Genomic DNA, 21,495 nt, shown 5'->3' on the forward strand with positions numbered 1-21,495 from the left:
CAACCTGACAGCAGGGATTTTTTTGACTTCGATTGAATCAGGATGCAGCATAAAAAAACGCCCGCGACATGCGGGCGTTTTTGTTTTGCGCGATGGCAGCGTTATTCAGCCAGGCGCTTTTCCAGCGTCTGCTTCACATCGGCCAGCTGTTGCGGCAGATGGTATTTCAGCTTCTCGAACAGTTCCGTGTGCAGCGCGGTCTCGGCCTGCCAGGCAGCCTTGTCGATCGCGGTGATGGTGTTGAACTGCTGTTCGCTGAAGTCCAGTCCTTCCCAGCTCAGGTCGGCATAGCGCGGCGTGACGCCAAACAGATGTTCGACACCGCCGACGCTGGCTGCGCTGGCGCCGTCCAGGCGTTCCAGCATCCACTTCAGCACACGCATGTTGTCGCCGAAGCCAGGCCAGACGAACTTGCCGTCGGCGTCGGTGCGGAACCAGTTGACGCAGAAAATCTTCGGTAATTCGGCCTTGCCTTGCGCTGCAAGTTTTTCGCCCAGGGTCAGCCAGTGCTGGAAGTAGTCGCTCATGTTGTAGCCGATGAACGGCAGCATGGCGAACGGATCGCGCCGCACGATGCCTTGCTGGCCGGCTGCAGCGGCGGTGGTTTCCGAACCCATGGTGGCAGCCATGTAGACGCCTTCGACCCAGTTGCGCGCCTCCGTTACCAGTGGCACGGTAGTGGAGCGGCGGCCGCCGAAAATGAAGGCCGAGATCGGCACGCCGGCAGGATCGTCCCAGGCAGCGTCGATCACCGGATTCTGGGTGGCGGCAACGGTAAAGCGGGCATTCGGATGGGCCGCCTTGGCGCCGGTTTCCTTGGCGCTCGCCGGCGTCCAGTCCTTGCCTTGCCAGTCGATCAGATGCGCCGGCGCTTCCTTGCTCATGCCTTCCCACCAGACATCGCCATCGTCGGTCAGGGCGACGTTGGTGAAGATGGTGTTTTCGCGCATCGACGCCATGCAGTTGTGGTTGGTCTTGTCGTTGGTGCCGGGAGCGACGCCGAAATAGCCGGCTTCCGGATTGATCGCATACAGGCGGCCGTCGGCGCCCGGCTTGATCCAGGCGATGTCGTCGCCGATGGTGGTGACTTTCCAGCCTTCGAAACCGGCAGGCGGGATCAGCATGGCGAAATTGGTCTTGCCGCAAGCCGACGGGAAAGCCGCCGCCACGTAATGCTTCTTGCCGGCGGGGGATTCGACGCCGAGGATCAGCATGTGTTCCGCCAGCCAGCCCTGGTCGCGGCCCATGGTGGAAGCGATGCGCAAGGCGAAGCACTTCTTGCCGAGCAGGGCATTGCCGCCGTAGCCGGAACCGTAGGACCAGATTTCGCGGGTTTCCGGATAGTGAACAATGTACTTGGTCGGATTGCATGGCCATGCCACGTCTTTCTGGCCGGCGGCCAGCGGCGCGCCGACGCTATGCACGCAAGGGACGAATTCGCCGTCGCTGCCGAGCACGTCGTAGACTGCCTTGCCCATGCGCGTCATGATGCGCATGTTGACCGCGACGTAAGGCGAGTCGGACAGCTCGACGCCGATGTGCGCAATCGGCGAACCCAGCGGGCCCATCGAGAACGGCACCACATACATGGTGCGGCCTTGCATGCAGCCGTCGAACAGGCCGTGCAGGGTGTTGCGCATTTCCGCCGGATCGGTCCAGTTGTTGGTCGGGCCGGCGTCCTCTTTCTTGGCCGAGCAAATGAAGGTGCGGTCTTCCACCCGCGCCACGTCGGATGGATCGGAGCACGCCAGGTAGCTGTTCGGACGTTTTTCCTGGTTGAGTTTTTTCATGGTGCCGGCGGCCACCATTTCGCTGCACAGGCGGTCGTACTCGGCTTGCGAGCCGTCGCACCAGTAGATGCGCTCCGGCTTGGTCAGAGCCGCGATTTCAGCGACCCAGTTGATCAGCTTTTGCTGTTTGACATACACCGGCGCATTCAGTGTGGCGATGCCACCCATACGGGGTTGATTCATGACTATTTACCTCCAATACCAATAAAGAAATCTGCTGTTGCCTGCCCGGGGAGCCGCGGAAGAAGTCGCGGAACATGGCCGGCGGGCGGAATGTTGTTGCGCTCACTGCGAGCGGCAAAAAATGAAATAATGCTCAGGTTTCAGATAACAACCAGCACCCGGTTTTACTGCTGCCAAAGGCCGCACACCGCAGGCTGAAGTTGTTTATTTTATGTACATTGTGGTGGAAAAGTCGGCCGATTGTACACCCGATTTGTAGTGAAAATGACCAACTATTGTAGTAAGGTATTTCCCATTTTCCGGATGCTGTTGCTTTATTACGCGGCAGCCGTTTTTTCACCGTTTTTGATTGAAAAGCCCCATGAAAATTGCCGTACTGGATGATTATCAGGATTGCGTGCGCCATCTCGACAGCTTCAAGCTGTTGGAGGGCCATGAGGTCAAAGTGTTCAACAATTCTGCCCGCGGCCTGGGTCAGCTGGCGATACGCCTGGCCGATTTCGATGCGCTGGTGTTGATACGCGAACGCAGCAGTTTTTCCAAGGCCCTGCTGCAAAAATTGCCGAAGCTGAAACTGATCTCGCAAACCGGCAAGGTGAGCGGCCATATCGATGTCGAGGCCGCCACCGCGGCCGGCATTGCGATCGTCGAAGGCGTCGGTGATCCGACCGCGCCGGCTGAGCTGACCTGGGCCCTGATCATGGCCGCCAGCCGCCGCATTCCGCGCTATGTCAGCAATCTGCAGGAAGGGCAATGGCAGTCGGTTTCGGCGCTGCCGCAAAACAATGTGCTCGGCACCGTGCTCAAGGGGCGCACGCTGGCGGTCTGGGGTTATGGAAAAATTGGCCGCATGGTTGCCGGTTACGGCAAGGCCTTCGGCATGCGAGTGCTGGTCTGGGGCCGCGACGGCAGCCGTGCCGCAGCGCTGGCGGACGGTTATCAGGCGGCGGAATCGAAACAGCAGTTCTTTGCCGAGGCGGATGTGCTGACGCTGCATCTGCGCTTGAACGACGCCACCCGCGGCATCGTCGAGGCTGCCGATCTGGCGCAGATGAAAGCCAGTGCGATTTTCGTCAACACCAGCCGCGCTGAACTGGTGGCGGCAGGCGCCCTGTTGCCCGCCTTGCAGCAAGGGCGGCCGGGCTATGCCGCGCTGGATGTGTATGAAACCGAGCCGCTGGCGCCGGATTCGCCGCTGCTGCGGATGGAAAACGTGCTGGCTTCGCCGCATCTGGGCTATGTGGAAAAGGACAGCTATGAGCTGTACTTCCGCGCTGCGTTCCAGAATGTGGTCGAGTTCGCCAACGGCACGCCGAAGAATGTCTTGAATCCGGACGCGCTGCGGCCCAATTAGTCGTCGTCGGCGCTGGCGCCGTTCGGCAGGATCAGCTTGTTCAGCCTGGCCGCCGGCATCGCCAGCGTGGTGTCGCGCCACATTCCTTGCCAGCCGGGCGGCCACGGCAAGGGCGGGCCGCTGTATTCCGCCAGGTTCTTGCGCACCGGGATCACCGGCAGGCTATCCGGCATCGGGCCTTCGCTCCAGCCCAGGCTGAAGGCGTAATCGGGCAGCAAGGCCTCGCATACCTTGGCAAACCAGCTGCTGTGGTCTTCGTCGCGCCCGAGCGCCTGCGCCAGCCCGTGCGGATCGAACTGGGCCAGCGCGCTGGCCAGCTCGGGCACGCTGGCGCCTGGCTGGTCGCCCCAGCCCATGATGGGATTGAAGTTGTAGTCGGCGCCGGAGCCGTACCAGCCTTCGCGCCGCGGTCTTTCCATCCAGCTGCGCCGGCCGCAAAACAAATGCCAGCGCCAGTGCAGGCCGGACGGCTTGGGCCAGCTGTACAGGTACAGGCGCTGATAGCCGGCGCGATGCAGCTCGCGCACCAGCGCCATCAGGCGCGCATGCGGCATGCGGTCCGGCGGCGCGTGGCGGAACAGGATCGCTTCGCCGTCCGCATGCTGCACTTCATCCGACGACAGGTTCAGATCGAGGGTCCGCATCTCGCTGCCGAAACGCGCGGAGATCCAGCCGGTCAGCAGATTGACCGACGTGATGACGCCGTAGCCGCGGAAGCGGTGGAAGATAACGGTGCCGGGAGCGATGGGTTTCATGATCTGAAAATTCTTTTAAAAAGCGCACATGCAAAAATCAAATGTTACCAGTGTAGCCGCTGCGCCGCGTTTTCCTAGGGTAGTCGAAAGGCGCAACATCGATTTGCTTAGCTGAGTATAATCAGCCTACCCCAAGGCAGAAAGGACTAGCCATATGAAGCAAGGTCCATCGGTACCCGACGAGCAATCAGGCAAGCAGTCCATCGACCAGGCTTCCGGCGGGTTCTCCGCCGGCAGGCGCAAGCTCATGTTGCTGGCCGGTGCAAGTTTCGCCATGATGAGCATCCCCCATTGGCTGCAGCAAGCCGCGGCCCAGAGCAGCGCTCCAGCCGCCCCTTCCGCCGGCGCTAACACCCGGCAGCAAAGCGATTTCATGGCCCTGTCGGCACTGCTGACTGCTACGCCGAAACTGAACGCGCGCATCGGCGCCAGGATTTACAACGCGCTAAGCGTGCAAGCCATCGAGTTTGAAAAACAGGCGGCAGCGCTGTGGCAATACAGCCAGGACCATAAGATCCAGGATGTCGATAACCTGGCTTCGGCTGTCGGCAGCGACAGCGCATTGTCGCTGGTGCTGCACCGTATCGTCAGCGCCTGGTACCTGGGCGTGGTGGGCGACGGCGGAGTTACCGGCGGCGCCAAGGTGATCGCTTTCGAGCAGGCGCTGATGTTCGACCAGGTGCGCGATGCCGTCGTCGTGCCGACTTATTGCCGCGCCGCTCCCGGCTACTGGGTGACCCAGCCGGCGGTATTGAAAGCGAGGGTTTGACCATGGCTGACAACTTGTCTGCAGACGTAGTGATTGTCGGTTCCGGCGTCGCCGGCGCCCTGGTGGCGCACCAGCTGGCAGCGTCCGGGGCTTCGGTGCTGGTGCTGGAAGCCGGGCCGCGGCTGGAGCGCTGGCGCATCGTCGAAAACTATCGCAACACGCCCAGCAAAGACGATTTCATGGTGCCCTATCCGTCCACCAAATATGCGCCGCATCCCGAATACACGCCGGAAAACAATTACCTGATCCTTAAAGGGACGCACAAGTACAACTCGCAATACATCCGCGCGGTCGGCGGCACCACCTGGCACTGGGCTGCCGCCGCATGGCGTTTCCTGCCCAACGACTTCCGCATGAAAACCCTGTACGGCGTCGGCCGCGACTGGCCGATCAGCTACGACGAACTGGAACCTTATTACTATCGCGCGGAAGTCGAACTCGGCGTATCCGGCCCCAACGACGGCACCGATCTCGGCTCGCCGCGCAAGCAGCCCTATCCGATGGATCATCTGCCGCTGTCGTGGAACGACCAGCGCTTCAGCGCCGTGGTCAACGCCAACGGCCACAAGGTGGTGTCGGAACCGGTGGCGCGCAACAGCCGCGCCTACGATGAGCGGCCCAACTGCTGCGGCAACAACAACTGCATGCCGATCTGCCCGATCGCCGCGATGTACAGCGGCATCATCCATGTCGAAAAGGCCGAAAAAGCCGGCGCCAGGGTGCTGCCCGACGCCGTGGTCTACCGCATCGAGGTGGACGCCAAGGAGCGCATCAGCGCGGTCCATTACAAGGATCCGGAGGGCGTCACGCACCGCGTCGCCGGCAAGTATTTCGTGCTGGCGGCGAACGGCATCGAGATCCCCAAGCTGATGCTGATTTCGACCGACGACAAGCACAAGAACGGCATCGGCAACAGCTCGGACCAGGTCGGCCGCAACCTGATGGATCATCCCGGCACCGGCGTCACCTTCCTCGCCAATGAAGACTTGTGGCCGGGGCGCGGACCGATCGAAATGACGTCCATGGTGGACATGCGCGACGGCGCTTTCCGTTCCGAATACGCCGCCAAGAAACTGCACCTGAACAATATGGCGCAGACCAACCACGCGACCCAGAGCGCCTTGAAGGATGGCCTGGTCGGCCTCAAGCTGAACCAGGAAATCCGCCGCCGCGCCGCGCGCACGGTCAACATCAACAGCTTCCACGACATCTTGCCGAATCCAGAAAACCGCATACGGCCAAGCAGCGAGAAGCGCGATGCGCTCGGCATTCCGCAACCGGAAATCACCTACTCCATCGACGATTATGTGAAGAAGAGCGCGGTGCTGACGCATGAAACCTATGCCAGCATCGCCGCCATGTTCGGCGGCACCGAAGTCAGGTTCGACGACGATTTCGCCCCCAACAACCACATCATGGGCGCCGTCATCATGGGCGGCGATCCGCGCGATTCGGTGGTCGACGCCCATTGCCGCTCGCATGACCACGAAAACCTGTTCATCGCCAGCAGCGCGGTGATGCCGGTCGCCGGCACGGTCAACTGCACGCTGACGATTGCCGCCCTGTCGCTGCGCATCGCCGACACCTTGAGGACAGTGCTATGACGGCCCGCTCGCAAATTTCCGCATGGTGCGGCGGCCTGGCGCTGGCGGCCGGCCTGGCGCATGGCGCTGTTGCCGCCGCTGCGCCCAGCGCCGACCAGATCAAGCGCGGCGAATACCTGGCCAAGGCCGCCGACTGCATCGCCTGCCATACGGTCGATCCGGCCAAGCCTTTCGCCGGCGGCTATCCGCTGGCGACCCCGTTCGGCACCATCTACGGCCCGAATATCACGGCTGACAAGGAAACCGGCATCGGCGACTGGAGCGACGAGGATTTCGTCCGCGCGCTGCATGAAGGGATCGACGATGAAGGCAAGCGCCTCTACCCGGCCTTCCCCTACGCCTCCTTCACCAAGCTGTCGCGCGACGACGTGCTGGCGATCAAGGCCTATCTGTTCAGCCTGCCGCCGATACAGCAAAAGACCCCGGAAAACAAACTGCCCTTCCCGTTCAGCCAGCGCTGGCTGATGGCCGGCTGGAACCTGTTCAATTTCACGCCGGGCGAGCTGAAGGCGGATGCTGCCAAGAGCCCGGAATGGAACCGCGGCAATTATCTGGTCAACGGCCTGGCGCATTGCCAGGAATGCCACACGCCGCGCAACCTCACCATGGGGCTGGACCTCAAGCGTTCCTTTGGCGGCGCCCAGCTGGGCGGCTGGACCGCGTTCAACATCACGCCCGATCCGGTCAGCGGCGTCGGCGGCTGGAAAGACGAAGAACTGCTGCAGTACCTGAAAACCGGCATGGCGCCAGGCAAGGCTTCGGCCGCGGGCGGCATGGCGGAAGCCATCGAGCACAGCTTGCAGTATCTGACCGATGACGACCTGAAGGCGATCGTCACCTATCTGCGCAGTGTACCGGCAGTCAACGATGCAGCCGACAAGAAGCCGCGCTATGCCTGGGGCCAGCCGGCCGACGACGATGCCGAGATCCGCGGGATTGCCGCGGTATCGGTCAGCAGCAATGCTTCCGGCGGCGCGGAACTGTTCAGCGGCAATTGCGCCAGTTGCCATTCTGCCAGCGGCAGCGGCGTGGTCGATGGCTACTATCCTTCGCTGTTCAACAACAGCGTGGTCGGCGCCCGCGATCCAGGCAACCTGCTGATGGTGATCCTGGATGGCGTGCAACGCCGCGGCGCCAAGGAAGAAACTTTCATGCCCGGCTTTGCCGGCCACCTGGATGACGCTCAGGTCGCCGTGCTGGCCAACTACGTGGTCAAGCGGTACGGCCATGCCGATACGCCGCCGATCACGCCCGAACAGGTGAAAATCCAGCGCCAGGGCGGACCGCCCTCGCCGCTGACAACTTTGATGCCGGCGGGGCTGGCGGGATTGGCGCTGATCGTGGTATTTATACTGTTTTCAATCTTCAGGCGCGGCGGCCGTCGCCAGTCCAGGCAATCCTGATACGGCCACATTATAGAAAAGGAAACGGATTCTCATGGCTTTACGCATCATCGCCACCGGCGGCACCTTCGATAAACACTACGACGAGATCGCCGGCAAGCTGACCTTTGCCGCCAGCCACCTGCCGCAAGTGATCCAGCGCGCCCGCATCACTACCGAAATCGCCCTGGAAGAGCTGCCGCTGCTCGATTCGCTCGACATGCAGGACATCGACCGCCGGCGCGTGCTGGCGTCCTGCAGCCATGCCAAGGAAGAAGCGATCGTCATCATCCACGGCACCGACACCATGCGCGAGACCGCTGCAGTGCTCGGCGCGGCTACGCTGGACAAGACCATCGTGGTGACGGGCGCGATGATTCCCTATGCCATCGCCAACTCCGACGCCCTGTTCAATTTCGGCTTTGCCTGCGGCGTTGCGCAAGTCTTGCCGCACGGCGTGTACGTGGCGATGAACGGCAAGATCTTTGCCTGGGACAAGGTCGCGAAGAACCGCACTGCAGGGGTTTTCGAGCCGCTGTAGTACTGCTATCTTGTTGATACTCGTCATACAAGATGTTGAGGAGGAAAAGAAGCGTAATGGTGTGCAGGCAGAAATTAGGATAAATGCGTCAATGTTCTCACAATGATTTATTCCAATCTCAATCCAGACAAGGCACTGATCTGGCGTATTACTCACCGCAACAACCTGCCGTGGATTTTGGACAATGGCTTGCATTGTGCAAATTCAAATTTACTGGCACCGAATTACATCAATATCGGTAATCCCGAATTGATCGATAAACGTCGTCATCGCGCGGTGCCGATCGCGCCAGGTGGCACATTGGCAGATTACGTGCCTTTTTACTTCACTCCGTTCTCGGTGATGATGAAGAGCATCCATTCCGGATGGGGTGTACAACAACGCCCTAATGACGAAATCGTGATTATTGTGTCGAGTCTGCATCATGTGCAGTCGTTGGATTTACCCCTAGTATTTACCAATGCCCATGCTTACCCGGACTGGACTAATTACTATAGCGATTTGACCGAGCTCTCTGAGATCGACTGGCCCCTCTTGCAGCGGCGGGATTTCAAGCGTGATGCGGATGATCCTCGTAAGATGGAGCGCTATCAAGCTGAGGCGTTAATCTATCAGCGCTTGCCAATTCAAGGTGTGCTCGGTATCGTTTGTTATACTGAGAATTTGAAACAAAGCATTGGGCAACAGGTACGGGCACGCGGCCTTACCTTGCCGGTTCATGCAAGAACGGGATGGTACTTCTAATGATCACATTTGCTCAAGGCAATTTACTGGAAGCCAAGGTAGAAGCGCTGGTCAATACCGTCAATACTGTGGGGGTAATGGGTAAAGGCATTGCGCTCATGTTCAAAGAGCGCTTCGCCGACAACTTCCAGCGCTATGCCGCCGCGTGTAAAGCCAAACAAGTCCATACCGGCCAGATGTTCGTGACTGAAGTGCGCGAGCTCGACGGTCCGCGCTGGATTGTGAACTTTCCTACCAAGCAGCATTGGCGTGCACCGTCGCAAATGAGCTGGATAGTGGACGGATTACAGGATTTGCGTCGTTTTTTGCTTGAAAATAAGGTCAAGTCGATTGCCATTCCACCGCTCGGCGCAGGCAATGGTGGGTTGGATTGGCCCCTGGTTCGTGAACAGATCGAGTTGGCATTTGCTGATCTGCAGGACGTTGATATCACAGTGTTCGAACCAACCAATCAATACCAAAATGTCGCCAAACGTAGCGGGGTGGAAAAACTCACTCCTGCACGTGCATTGATTGCCGAACTGGTGCGGCGTTATTGGGTGCTGGGCATGGAATGCAGCCTGTTGGAAATCCAAAAATTGGCATGGTTCTTAGAGCGTTCGATCAAACGCTATGCACCTGATAACCCGTTAGACCTGCAATTTGTCGCGCACAAATATGGCCCTTACGCTAACCGGTTGGATCATCTGCTGAACAACTTAGATGGCAGTTATCTGCATTGCGACAAACGCATCAGCGATGCTGATCCACTCGACGTCATTTGGTTTGATGACGAGCGCAAAACATTTCTGGACACTTACCTGAAAAGCGAAGCCAAGCCTTATGTACAGGCACTGGAACGCACGACGGCCTTGATTGACGGCTTTGAATCGCCGTTTGGGATGGAACTGCTGGCTACCGTTGACTGGTTGTTGATCAAAGAGAGCGTTCCCGCAACGATTGCAGGCGTGCGTGAAGGTTTGCAAAGTTGGCCGGCAGGAGCTGCGGAGCGCAAGAGTCGCTTGTTCGATGAACGGGCGATTGGTATTGCATTGGAACGTCTTACTATGCGGGACAATCAAGTCGCCATGGTTTGAAGACAGATATTTTGCATTATTGACGCCCTTTCTTCAGGCGTAAAAAAACGGGGCAGAATTTCTGCCCCGTTTCACATTTTTCCTGCAACTATTTGGCGGCGCCGCTCAGGCCGCGCGCTTCCAGCAAAGGCCCGACATCCGGGCCGCGTCCGTAGAAATCCTTGAACAGGGCGCCGGGATCGCCGCTGAAGCCGCGCGACAGCACCTTGGCGCGCAGCAGGTCGCCATTGGCGCGCTTCAGGCCGCCGTGGGTATTCATCCAGTGCTCGGTGTCCTTGGCCAGCACGTCGCTCCAGATATAGGCGTAGTAACCGGCTGAGTAGCCGTTGGCGAAGACGTGCGAGAAGTACGTCGTGTGATAGCGCGGCGGCACCACGTAGCCCTTGGCGTTGCCCAGCGCCTTGGTTTCAAACGCCATCACATCGGTGACGTCCGGCGTCTGGTTGGTCGACAGCTGGTGCCAGGACTGGTCCAGCATCGCCGCCGCGAGGTACTCGGAAGTATCGTATCCGGCGCTGAATTTGCGCGCCGCCAGCAGCTTGTTGAGCAGCGCCCGCGGCATCGGCTTGCCGGTCTCGTAGTGCTTGGCGTAGTGCGCCAGCACCTTCGGATCGTGCGACCACATTTCGTTGAACTGCGACGGATACTCGACAAAGTCAGGCGGCACCGAGGCGCCGGAGAACATCGGATATTCGACGTTCGAGAACAAGCCGTGCAAGCCATGGCCGAACTCGTGGAACATGGTGTTGACTTCGTCGAAACTGAGCAGCACCGGCTTGCCTGCGGGCGGCTTGGCGATGTTGATATTGTTCGACACCACCGGCTTGGTGCCGAACAGGCGCGACTGCGAGACATAGCTGTTCATCCAGGCGCCGCCCTGCTTGTTGTCGCGCGCGAACGGATCGAACAGGAACAGGCCCAGCGCCGAACCGTCTTCATTGAACACCTCGAAGACGCGCACATCCTGCTGATATACCGGCAGGTCGGTGCGTTCCTTGAACGTTACGCCGTACAGTTCGTGGGCGGCGTAGAACACGCCTTCCTGCAGCACGTTGTTGAGTTCGAAGTAAGGCTTGATCTGGGATTCATCGAAGCTGTAGCGCGCCTTGCGCACCTGTTCGGAATAAAAGCCCCAGTCCCACGGCTGCAGCTTGAACGGCTTGGTATGGCTAGCCTTGGCCTGGCGCTCGATCAGCTGCTGCATGGCGGCCGCGTCCCTGCGTGCGATGGCGTTGGCGGGCGGCGCCAGCTGCGCCAGCATCTTGTTGACCGCGGCCGGAGTGCCGGCGGTTTCCTCTTCCAGCACATAGGCAGCGTGGTTCGGATAACCCAGCAATGCAGCGCGCTGCGCCCGCAGCTTGACGATCTGTGCGACATTGCCGACGTTGTCGCCGGCGCCGCCGTCGCCGCGGTTGATCGAGGCTTTATAGATGCGCTCGCGCAGCTGGCGGTTCTTGAGTTGCGCCAGCACCGGCTGGTCGGTGGTGTTTTGCAGCGTGATCAGCCACTTGCCTTCCAGCTTGCGGCTGGCGGCGGCTTGCGCGGCGGCGGCGATGCCCTCTGCCGACAAGCCGTCCAGGTCGGCGACCTTGTCGATCACTATCGCGCCTTCATTGCTGGATTTCAGCAGGTTTTGCTGGAATTGCGTGGTCAGCGAAGAAAGCTGCTGGTTCATCTTGCGCAGCTGATCCTTGTCCGCCGGGGACAGGCGCGCGCCGGCCCTGACGAAGTCAGTCCGGTAACGCTCCAGCAAACGCAGCGATTCAGGATCGAGGCCAAGGCCGGCGCGCTGCTGGTACAGCTGTTCGATACGGGCGAACAAGGCAGGATCGAGGAAAATCGCGTCTTCATGCTCGGCCAGCTTGGGGGCGATATCCTGCTGGGTCTGGTCCAGCACCGGGCTGGTGTTGGCGCTGATCAGGTTGAAGAAGACATCCTTGACCCGTCCCAGCATCTGGCCGGAACGCTCCAGCGCTACGATCGTATTGTCGAAGGTGGGCGCCGCCGGATTGGCCGCGATGGCGCTGACTTCCTGGCGCTGCTGCGCCATGCCGGCTTCGAACGAAGGCTGGTAGTCGGAATCCTTGATCTTGTCGAAGGGCGGCAGGTTGTAAGGCAAGGAGCTGATCTGCGCGAAAGGCGAAGATGCGGCATAGGCCGCGCTGGCCGTGGCGGCGTTCTGTGAGGCCTTGGTGGGCACGTCGCAAGCCATCAGGCTTACGGCGGCAGTCACCATCAACCCGCATACCGCGATACGTTTCGTCGAAACTTGCATCTATTCTCCTGGAGTGAGTACGGCAATTGTTTTTTTGACGAAACATTTTACGCCGCATTCATGAAGAGTGGATGAGGCTTGTCCCGGCTTTTTCGAGCTAAGGCCAGGTAAATTGCAGGCCGGAGCGGCGCTGCATGTTCCAGCGCCACCCCGGCCCGCTTGCTGCAGGTTTAGAAGCGGTGCTGGATCCCGCCGATCACGCCGGTCTGGCTGCTGCCGTAGGCGATATCGTCACGCGACAGGCCGACCAGCTGCTGGTTCTTGGCCTTGGCATAGGCCGCGCTCAAGTACAGGTCGGTGCGTTTCGACAGCGCGTACTTGCCGCGCACCGAATACATGATCGGATCGGCGTCCTTGCCGCTGGCGACGTTCTTGATATTTTGATAGTAGATAGCGCCGATCAGCGTCACTGCCGGCGTCGCCTTGTAGCTGGCGCCGCCCCAGAAGAAATCGCTGCGCAGGTCGGGCGCGTTCGATGCCAGCGTCTTCTTGTAGTTGCGATAACCCAGGCTCATGCTCAGGTTGCTGCCGAGCTGGTAGTTGCCGGCCAGGTGGATGCTGGTAGCCTTGTCGTAAGCGCTGCTGGCAGCGCTGGCGGCAGCGCCGTTGACCCGGTCATAGGTCAAGGCGATACGGAAAGGACCGCTTTCGTAGCCCACGCCCAGATCGTATTTCGCGCTGTCGCTGGCGCTGCCGGCAGTCTCGCCAAAGCCGTAGGTGGCGCCCAATTTGAAGTCGCCGAACTTGCCCTGGTACTTGACGATGTTCTGCAGGTTGGTCGGCATGCCGTCCTTGCGCCCGCCGGTGGCGCCGGCCGAAGTCACCCAGGAATACTGGGCCGAATAACCCATGGGGTCGAACGGCAGGATGAAGTCATAGGTGGTGGTAAAGGAGCGGCCCAGGACTACCCGGCCAAAGCCGCCTTCCAGGCCGACATTGGCTTGCCGGTTGAACAGCACGCCGGCGCTGTCGAATTCGCCGGTATCGGTCTTGAAGCCGTTTTCCAGCTGGAACACGGCTTTCAGGCCGCCGCCCAGGTCCTCGCTGCCGCGAAAGCCGATGCGCGAGGTGTTCATGGCGCCGGAACTCAGGCGCAGCAGGCTGTCCTTGCCGGCATTGGCATGGTTGACGTACTCGATGCCGGTATCGATGAGGCCGTAGATGCTGACATTGGTTTGCGCGTAAGCGCCGGACGTGGTTGCCCCGAGCGCGGCCAGGGTTGCGGCCGCCAGGTATTTTCTGTTCATCTTGCTTCCTCCGTTGTGGTATTTTTTTGTTGGTTGTGCGATTGCCGAGCAGCTGCACAAAGGCTGTTGTGTGACCTCTCCTCCTTTCTTCTTCTTTAGTCTGCAATCAGAAGGCCCATAGCGCCTCTTGCGGCAACTGCAGCCAGTACTCCCCCGGCGCCAGGCGCTGCCGCGCGTAAGCGCGCAAGACGCTGCTGTCGTCGCCGTTGCGGAAGACGCATTCCCAGCGGTCGCCCAGATACATGCAGGTGGCCAGCGGCAGCCTGATGCTGTTCTCGACCGGGGTGTCGGCAATGTTGACCTGCTCGACGCGAATGATGGCGACCGCTTCCTTGGCGTCGCCGGCAGCGGCCCCGCCGCGCAAGGTGGCGCTGACGTTGCCGCCATCGACCTGCAGCAAGGCCTGGGCGCCGTCGCGCTGCAACAGCCTGGCCGGCAAGCGGTTATTGCTGCCCATGAATTCCGCCGTGAACAAGGTATCCGGCGTTTCATACATGCTTTGCGGCGTGCCCTGCTGCTCGATCTTGCCGTTGTTGAGCAGCAGGATGCGGTCCGAGATCGCCATCGCCTCGGCCTGGTCGTGGGTCACCATCAGCGCCGACAGGCCCAGCCGCACGATCAGCTCGCGCAGGAAGGCGCGCGCTTCTTCGCGCAGCTTGGCGTCGAGGTTGGAGAGCGGCTCATCGAGCAAGATCACCGGCGGGTTGTACACCAGCGCGCGGGCGATCGCCACCCGCTGCTGCTGGCCGCCCGACAGCTGGTGCGGAAAGCGCTCGCCGAGGTGGCCGAGGCCGAGCTGGCCGAGCACGGTCTTGACCCTCTCGGCGATATCGCTGCCGTTCATCTTGCGCAGCTTGAGGCCGTAGCCGACATTGTCGGACACGGTCTTGTGCGGCCACAAGGCATACGACTGGAACACCAGCCCGAGATTGCGTTCTTCGGCCGGGATTTCCAGCTTGCGCTGGCCGTCGAACATGACGCGTTCGCCGATCTGGATGCTGCCGGATTTCGGCGATTCCAGGCCCGCTACCGCGCGCAGCAAGGTGGTCTTGCCGCTGCCGGATGGCCCCAGCAGGGCGACCACTTCGCCGCGCTGCAATTGCATCGATACGCCTTTGAGAATCGGATTGGCGCTGGCGCCGCTGCCGTAGTCGAGATGCAGGTTGTTGACACTTAATTCGCTCATGATGATTTCCTGTTTTCGTTGTGCTTGGTGGTGCAGCTCAGTGGCCAGTTCAGTCGTGCAGCTTGATGCCGAAGCGCAGCGCGATGCCGAGGCCGATGGCCACCAGCGTGATGTTGATAAAGGACAGCGTCGCCACCAGGTCGACCGAGCCGGAAGCCCACAGCGAGACGATGAGCGCGCCGATGACTTCGGTACCGGGCGACAGCAGGTACACGCCGGTGGAGTATTCGCGTTCGAAGATCAGGAACACCATCAGCCAGGCCCCCAGCACGCCGTAGCGCACCAGCGGCAAGGTGACGTCGCGCGTCACTTGCGAACGGCGTGCGCCGACTGCACGGGCGGCTTCTTCCAGCTCCGGCCCGACCTGCAGCAGCGCCGTCGTGATCAGGCGCAAGCCATAGGCCAGCCACACCACCGAATACGCCAGCCACACCGAGAAAATGGTGGAACGCAGTTCGCGCAATTGCGGGATAAAGTTTTCGACCAGCCAGCTGGCGGCCGCGTTGTCGAAGCCCTTCAGGAAACCGTCGAGGAAAGACGGCACGAACAGGAACACCCACAGGAACGACAGGCCGGCCAGCAATCCAGGTACTGCACGCGGAATCAGCACGCTGTAGTCGAGGAAGCGGGTGATGCCATCGGGCTTGCGGTGCATCGCCAGCGCGATGCAGCAATAGCAGGCCACGGCAATCGCGCCGCCGATGACGCCGATGAGGATGGTGTTGACGATGCCGCGCACCAGCGCCGGCTGTTCCCAGATGTCGCGGAAGTGCTGGAAAGTCAGCGCGTCCAGCAGCGACACGCCGTAGCCCCAGTGCGAAACGAAGGCGCGCAAGGCGATGCCGGACAAAGGAATCACGATGGTGAAAATCAGCCAGGCTGCGATCAGACTGAACGCCAGCCATTTCCACTTGCCCAGCGGCAGCGCCTTCTGGCGCGCGCCCTTGCCTTTGATCGAGACATACTTGTTGGCCGAACGCAGCAGCCAGCGCTGTATCATCACCAGCGGCAATGTCACCGCCACCAGGCACACCGCTACCGCCGCCATCAGGTGATAGGAAGGCGTGCCGAGCTTGTTGGTCAGCTTGTAAAGATACGTCGGCAGCACCAGGTGGCCTTCCGGATCGCCCAGCACCAGCACCAGGCCGAACACCTCGAAGCCGAGGAAGAACACCAGCACGCCGGCATATGCCAGCGCCGGCATGATCATCGGCAACGATACGTTCAGCGCCACTTGCAACGGCGAAGCGCCGGCCACGCGCGCCGCTTCTTCGACGTCGGCGCCGAGGCTCTTCAGCGCGGCCGAGGCGTACAGATAAACGTGCGGCACGTGAGTCAGGCCGGCGATGATGACAATGCTGGGGAAGGCATATACATTCCACGGCGTCGCCTCAATGCCGACCAGGCGCAGCAGGTCTTGCATCCACACGGTATAGAAGCCGACCGGCCCCATCGAGACCACATAGCCGAAGGCGATCACCATCGGCGAAACGAAAATCGGCACCAGCAGCATGGGCGCGATCCAGGTGCGGCCCGGCAGGTCGGTGCGCACCATCAGGAACGCCAGCATGCCGCCCAGCGGCACCGCGATCAATGCCAGGCCGCTGGCCAGCAGCAAGCCGTTGATGAAAGCCTGGCGGAAATCCGGATCGTCGAAGATGAAGCGGTACGGTTCCAGGCTCAGGGTCTTGATCGGCGCGAAAAAAGGCGCGGACAAAAAGCTTTGATAGAAAATCAGCAGCAGCGGCAGGAAAATCGCCACCGCTGCCAGCGTGACCACCAGTCCGCGCGGCCAGTTGATGCGCGCCAGCCGAGAGCGGCTGGCCAGCGGATGGGGAGGAGAAATTGAAGTCATAGTGTGTACCTTGCTGAAAACCTGCTTGAAAACTGCGGCCGGCTGCACTTGAGGTAGCCGGCCGGAATCCTGCTATTGCCGCCCTTACTTCTTGCCCGCGGCAGCCTTCCATTGCTTGAGGAAAGCCAGGCGCTTGGTCTGGTCCAGGTATTGCAGCAACGCCGGGGTCAGCGGAATCGGCTTGAGCGCGCTGCCCAGTTGCGTGGTCAGGCCGGCCACGGTGGAGGCGCCGCTGACATCAGAGCGCAGCGAATACAGCTGCGATTCAGTCGATATGATGGTCTGGCCGCGCTTGGACAACAGGTAGTCGACCCACAGCTTGGCTGCGTTCATGTTCTTGGCCGACTTGTTGATGAACACCACGCGCGACAGCACCAGGTTGTAATCCTTGGTGAAGGCAACGCCGAGCGATGGATCCTTGGCGGCGCGCGCCTGTGCATAGGAACCGATGACGTTGTAGCCGATCAGGTTCTCGCCCGAGGAAATCCGTTCCAGCATGGTGCCGGTGGAGGACTGCACGCGGATGCTGACGTCGCCGAAAGCCCTGGCAAGGTCCCAGAACTGCGGATTGATTTGCGCATCTTCGGTGATGAAGGAAAAGCCGACGCCGGATTTTTCGATATCGTAGGTGGTGACCTTGTTGCGGAATTTATCGGCCTTGCTGCCCAGCAGCTTGACCAGGTCGGCATGGGTGGACGGCACTTCGTCGGCGCTGACCAGGCGCTTGTTATAGACAATCGCCAGCGGCTCGAAAGTGGTGCCGTAGGCGCTGTCCTTGTAGTTGGCCCAGGCAGGAATGGCGGCCGCTTCCTGCGACTTGTAGACCGCGCCGTAGCCTTCGCTGACCAGCTTGAACTGCAGGTCCATCGCCGACGACCACAGCACATCTGCGGTGGCGCCGCCGGCAGCGGCTTCGGAGATGAAGCGGTTATAGACCTCGGTCGAATTCATGTCGTTGAACTCGACCTTGACGCCGGGATAGAGCGCGCTGAAATCCTTGATCAACGGTTCCGCCGCCTTGGAATCGGTGGCGCTGTAGATCACCAGCTTGCCTTCTTTTTTGGCGCCGTCGACGACCTTGGCGTAATCCGCCGGATAGCCTGCCGGCGCCTGTGCGGAAGCGTTCAGCGGCAGGCTGAATGAGAGAGCGGCGAGCGCTGCGGCCAATGGTTTTAAAGGTTTTTTGATCAACATGGGTGTCGTCTCCTGATGGTTATGGGTGCTGCTGATGAATCCGGGGTTAAAAAGTGCAGGCAACAGTCGAGCACCGGCCTGCCAAGGCGTGGCGGCCACTTGCTGTCGCTTGCGGGAGTCTTGCCTGGCCTGAGGCTGCGGCGGGTTTATCCGAGGTTTATCTGATCAAGCCGAGCTGGTCCGATTGCTTGCGGTAATCCGCAACGGTCGTTTTGATATAGGCAGTCAGTTTGTCGCCGCTCATGGCGAATGGTGAAAGCCCGGTAGCGGCGCGCAGCTGCGCGAATTCAGGCGTCGCCATCATGGCGTCGAAGCGCTTGACCCAATGCCGGTAGGCGGCATCACTGACTTCCGGTCCGACATAGACGCCGCGGATGATCGGCCAGCTCACCGCCAGGCCCTGTTCGCGTGCGGTCGGCACTTGCGCCAGCGCGCCCGGCAAGCGCTGTTCGGACAGCACGGCAAGAATGCGGATCTCGCCATCGAGCGAATGCAGGGTGGCTTCCGAGGCGTCGCCCGAGACGACCTGCACATGGCCGGCGCGCAAGGCGGTGAAGGCTTCGCCGCCGCCCTCCAGCGCAACGAAGCGCAAGGTTTTGGGATCGATCTGGCTTTGCTTGGCCAGCATCGAGATTTTCAGCCAGTCCTGGCTGCCGACGGTGCCGGCGGCGCCTATCGTGACCTGGGCCGGATTTTTCTTGAGCGCGGCCAGCAGGTCGCGCAGCGTCTTATAGGGAGAATCGTGGCGCACCGCAATCATGCCGTAGTCGACGCCGATAGCCGCCACCCAGCGCACATTGCTGACGTCGGCATCGCCGTATTTTCCCTGCGCCAGGTTCATCAGCGAACCGCCGGAAAACGCCACCAGCGTGTCGGCCTCGGCGCGGCGCTGGCTGACGATGGAATTCCAGGCGACGGCGCCGATGCCGCCCGGCAAATAACTGATCTTCAGCGGACCGTCCTGCGCTTCGGCGACGGCCGGTATCTGCAAGCCTTTCTGGATCAGCTTGCAGGTGACAGCCATGCCGCCGCCCGGCTTGGCCGGGGCGAGGCATTGCAGCGGCGCTGCCTGCGCGCTGAGCGTGACGGACGTGACGAATGCACCGAGTGCACAAATCCAGGCGATTGCGGAATTCATTGTCTCCTACCCATTCTGTTGTTATGCCTCCTGCTGCGCCGTGGCGGCGGCAGGGGTGAAACCGGGCTTTTATACGTTTTTTTGCATCATAGCGGCCTCAGTCTTTCATTTTCCTTTCACTCGCATTTTGCCAACAGCGGTTTTCTGTGTGAGTATTAACGTCCTCTTTTTTAATCCCAACTGCCCGAAGCCATGCGGATTTTGCTGATTGAAGACCATGTCGAGCTGTCGCGCTGGCTGACCAAGGCATTGCAGGATGCCCACTGGTCGGTCGAATGCGCGATGAACGGCGCCGACGCCGACAGCCTGCTGCACACCCAGCAGTATGCACTAGTGATACTCGACCTCAGCCTGCCGAAGATGGATGGCCTGGAAGTCTTGAAGCGCCTGCGCGCGCGCGGCAGCAAGACGCCGGTGCTGATCCTGACCGCGCGCGGCGGCTTGCAGGACCGCGTGCAAGGCTTGAACCTGGGCGCTGACGACTACCTGGCCAAACCCTTCGAGCTGGTCGAACTGGAAGCGCGCGTCAAGGCCTTGCTGCGGCGGGCGCAAGGCGGCGAGGCCCCGGTCTACAGCTGCGGCGCGCTGCAGTTCGATACCGTCACGCGCATGTTCAGCTACGGCGGCGCGGCGCTGGCGCTGACGCCGCGCGAACATGCGGTGCTGGAGGTGCTGATCAGCCGCGCCGGCCGCGTGGTGTCCAAGGAAAAATTGTTCGATGAAGTGTTTTCGCTGGTCGACGACGCCAATCCCGATGCGATAGAAATCTATATCCACCGGCTGCGCAAAAAATTGATCCGCAACGGCGCCGAAGCGGTCGCCATCACGACCTTGCGCGGCCTCGGCTATCTGCTGGAAGTTGCCGCTGAAAAATGAATGCCGCCAGTCCCGCCGCCGCCAAACCCGCAAAATCCTTGGGAAGCTTGCGCAGCCAGCTGTTGAGCTGGCTGTTGATCCCATTGCTGCTGCTGGTGGCGCTGGATGCCTTCTCGGTCTACCGCAATGCGCTCGATGTGGCCGACCTGGCGTACGACCGCGCCCTGCTCGCTTCTACCCGCGCGCTGGCGGAGCGCGTCTCGGTGGTAGACGGTAAAGTCGTTGCAGATGTCCCCTACGTCGCGCTGGACAGCTTTGAAACCGACACCCTGGGGCGCATCTACTACAAGGTCACCGGCACCAAGGGCGAATTCGTCTCCGGCTACGAAGACTTGCCGGTGCTGCCGCCCGATGTGCCGCGCTCGGAAATCTATCCGGCGCTGGTGCGCTTCTATCACGCCAGCTATCACAACCAGCCGGTGCGCATCGCCGCCCTGTATCAGCCGGTCTATGACGACTCGATGCGCGGCATCGCCCTGATCCAGGTCGGCGAAACCATGGATGCGCGCAGCGACCTGACCCGCAAGATCCTGTTCAGCACCTTGTGGCGGCAAGGCTTGCTGGTGTGCGTGGCGGCGCTGCTGGTATGGTTTGCGGTGCGCTTCGTGCTGCGCCCGCTGATGCAGCTGAAAGCGACGGTGGAGGCGCGCGCCAGCACCGACCTGGCCGATTTCGACGCCGACCAGGTGCACAAGGAAGTGCGGCCCCTGGTGGTCGCCATGAACGGCTATATGGGGCGCTTGCAGACGCTGATCAGCGGCCAGCGCCGCTTCATCGCCGACGCCTCGCACCAGCTGCGCACGCCGTTGACGGTATTGAAGACACAGGCTGAGCTGGCCATGCGTGAGCTTGACCGTCATCCCGATGACCCGCGCGCCTGGCAGGATATGCGCGAGATCGTCGCCAGCATCGCCGGCACTACCGACGCCACGGTGCATCTGGCGAACCGCTTGCTGACGCTGGCGCGCGCCGAGCATGGCGTGGCCGAGAGCGGCGCGGCGCCGGTGTCGCTGACCGGCATCACACGCCAGGTCGGGCTCGAATACGCGCTCATGGCTGTCAAGAAGCAGATCGACTTGTCCTTCGATGCCGACGAGGACCTGATGGTGGACGGCAGCACCTTGCTGTTGCACGAGCTGGTCAGCAATCTGCTCGACAATGCGATTCACTATACGCCGGCCGGCGGCAAGGTCGTCCTGCGCGTGCGTTGCGACAGCGTGGCGCGGCGCGCTCTGCTGGAAGTGGAAGACAGCGGCATCGGCATCGCTGCCGAAGATCGCGAGCGGGTATTCTCGGCTTTTTACCGGGCGCCGTCGGCGCAGCAGCAAAATCCCAGCGGCGCTGGCCTCGGCTTGGCTATCGTGCGCGATATCGCCAGCTCGCATGGCGCGCAGATCGTGCTGGGCGACGCCGGCAACGGCACGGATGGCGCCGCCGGGCTAAAGGTCACGCTGAGTTTTCCCTTGTCGTCATTGGCGCATTCGGCTTAGGGTTTGCGTTTTGCCTCGGCCTTGGTAAGCTACCCG

17 protein-coding genes are annotated in these 21,495 nt (G+C 61.2%); 9 read left to right on the forward strand and 8 right to left on the reverse strand.

The window, feature by feature from the left end:
- Positions 1-101: 101 nt before the first annotated feature.
- Complete coding sequence (locus KHU30_RS10900) at positions 102-1,973, reverse strand: phosphoenolpyruvate carboxykinase (GTP) (RefSeq protein ID WP_211442658.1); 1,872 nt, start codon at positions 1,971-1,973, stop codon at positions 102-104.
- A gap of 361 nt (positions 1,974-2,334) precedes the next feature.
- Here KHU30_RS10900 and KHU30_RS10905 point away from each other — a divergent pair, with 361 nt between their 5' ends.
- The gene (locus KHU30_RS10905) at positions 2,335-3,327 is read left to right on the forward strand and encodes a D-2-hydroxyacid dehydrogenase family protein (protein WP_211442659.1); all 993 of its coding nucleotides are present in this window, start codon (positions 2,335-2,337) and stop codon (positions 3,325-3,327) included.
- Here KHU30_RS10905 and KHU30_RS10910 read toward each other — a convergent pair.
- The gene (locus KHU30_RS10910) at positions 3,324-4,082 is read right to left on the reverse strand and encodes an L-asparaginase (RefSeq protein ID WP_211442660.1); all 759 of its coding nucleotides are present in this window, start codon (positions 4,080-4,082) and stop codon (positions 3,324-3,326) included. The two genes, KHU30_RS10905 and KHU30_RS10910, sit on opposite strands and share 4 nt — an antisense overlap.
- Before the next feature lie 154 nt (positions 4,083-4,236).
- Here KHU30_RS10910 and KHU30_RS10915 point away from each other — a divergent pair, with 154 nt between their 5' ends.
- The 6 genes from KHU30_RS10915 (at position 4,237) to darG (ending at position 10,198) form a co-directional block, all read left to right on the forward strand.
- The gene (locus KHU30_RS10915; RefSeq protein ID WP_211442661.1) at positions 4,237-4,851 is read left to right on the forward strand and encodes a sorbitol dehydrogenase family protein; all 615 of its coding nucleotides are present in this window, start codon (positions 4,237-4,239) and stop codon (positions 4,849-4,851) included.
- A 2-nt stretch (positions 4,852-4,853) separates the two neighbouring features.
- A complete protein-coding gene (locus KHU30_RS10920; RefSeq protein ID WP_211442662.1) occupies positions 4,854-6,455 on the forward strand; it encodes a GMC family oxidoreductase in 1,602 nt (533 codons plus the stop codon).
- Positions 6,452-7,858 carry a c-type cytochrome gene (locus tag KHU30_RS10925; protein ID WP_211442663.1) on the forward strand — a complete coding sequence of 469 codons (1,407 nt, stop codon included), beginning with the start codon at positions 6,452-6,454 and terminating at the stop codon, positions 7,856-7,858. The genes KHU30_RS10920 and KHU30_RS10925 overlap by 4 nt, the downstream gene beginning before the upstream one ends.
- Before the next feature lie 34 nt (positions 7,859-7,892).
- On the forward strand, positions 7,893-8,378 hold the full coding sequence (locus KHU30_RS10930; RefSeq protein WP_211442664.1) for an asparaginase domain-containing protein: 486 nt from the start codon (positions 7,893-7,895) through the stop codon (positions 8,376-8,378).
- Between the two features lie 102 nt (positions 8,379-8,480).
- Positions 8,481-9,122 carry a type II toxin-antitoxin system toxin DNA ADP-ribosyl transferase DarT gene (gene darT, locus KHU30_RS10935; RefSeq protein ID WP_211442665.1) on the forward strand — a complete coding sequence of 214 codons (642 nt, stop codon included), beginning with the start codon at positions 8,481-8,483 and terminating at the stop codon, positions 9,120-9,122.
- The gene (darG, locus tag KHU30_RS10940) at positions 9,122-10,198 is read left to right on the forward strand and encodes a type II toxin-antitoxin system antitoxin DNA ADP-ribosyl glycohydrolase DarG (protein ID WP_211442666.1); all 1,077 of its coding nucleotides are present in this window, start codon (positions 9,122-9,124) and stop codon (positions 10,196-10,198) included. The genes darT and darG overlap by 1 nt, the downstream gene beginning before the upstream one ends.
- Before the next feature lie 88 nt (positions 10,199-10,286).
- Here the strand turns inward: darG and KHU30_RS10945 are convergent, their stop codons facing one another.
- From KHU30_RS10945 to KHU30_RS10970, 6 genes are all read right to left on the reverse strand, one after another.
- Positions 10,287-12,473, reverse strand: a complete 2,187-nt coding sequence (locus tag KHU30_RS10945; RefSeq protein ID WP_230427316.1) for a M3 family metallopeptidase — start codon at positions 12,471-12,473, stop codon at positions 10,287-10,289.
- 170 nt (positions 12,474-12,643) lie between these two features.
- Positions 12,644-13,720: a porin gene (locus KHU30_RS10950; RefSeq protein ID WP_211442667.1), complete on the reverse strand. Its 1,077-nt coding sequence runs from the start codon at positions 13,718-13,720 to the stop codon at positions 12,644-12,646.
- Positions 13,721-13,826: 106 nt separating this feature from the next.
- Complete coding sequence (locus tag KHU30_RS10955) at positions 13,827-14,906, reverse strand: ABC transporter ATP-binding protein (protein WP_211442668.1); 1,080 nt, start codon at positions 14,904-14,906, stop codon at positions 13,827-13,829.
- Positions 14,907-14,955: 49 nt separating this feature from the next.
- A complete protein-coding gene (locus tag KHU30_RS10960; protein WP_211442669.1) occupies positions 14,956-16,761 on the reverse strand; it encodes an ABC transporter permease in 1,806 nt (601 codons plus the stop codon).
- A gap of 84 nt (positions 16,762-16,845) precedes the next feature.
- On the reverse strand, positions 16,846-17,955 hold the full coding sequence (locus KHU30_RS10965; RefSeq protein ID WP_211442670.1) for an ABC transporter substrate-binding protein: 1,110 nt from the start codon (positions 17,953-17,955) through the stop codon (positions 16,846-16,848).
- A gap of 157 nt (positions 17,956-18,112) precedes the next feature.
- Positions 18,113-19,093 (reverse strand): Bug family tripartite tricarboxylate transporter substrate binding protein, encoded by a 981-nt coding sequence (locus tag KHU30_RS10970; protein WP_211442671.1) that lies wholly within the window; start codon positions 19,091-19,093, stop codon positions 18,113-18,115.
- Positions 19,094-19,285: 192 nt separating this feature from the next.
- On the opposite strand from KHU30_RS10970, the gene KHU30_RS10975 reads away from it, so the two are divergent.
- Complete coding sequence (locus tag KHU30_RS10975) at positions 19,286-19,969, forward strand: response regulator (RefSeq protein ID WP_211442672.1); 684 nt, start codon at positions 19,286-19,288, stop codon at positions 19,967-19,969.
- Complete coding sequence (locus KHU30_RS10980) at positions 19,966-21,459, forward strand: sensor histidine kinase (RefSeq protein ID WP_211442673.1); 1,494 nt, start codon at positions 19,966-19,968, stop codon at positions 21,457-21,459. The genes KHU30_RS10975 and KHU30_RS10980 overlap by 4 nt, the downstream gene beginning before the upstream one ends.
- Positions 21,460-21,495: the final 36 nt, after the last annotated feature.

Source organism: Collimonas humicola (assembly GCF_018304945.1).
GTDB classification, from domain to species: Bacteria; Pseudomonadota; Gammaproteobacteria; order Burkholderiales; family Burkholderiaceae_D; genus Collimonas; species Collimonas humicola.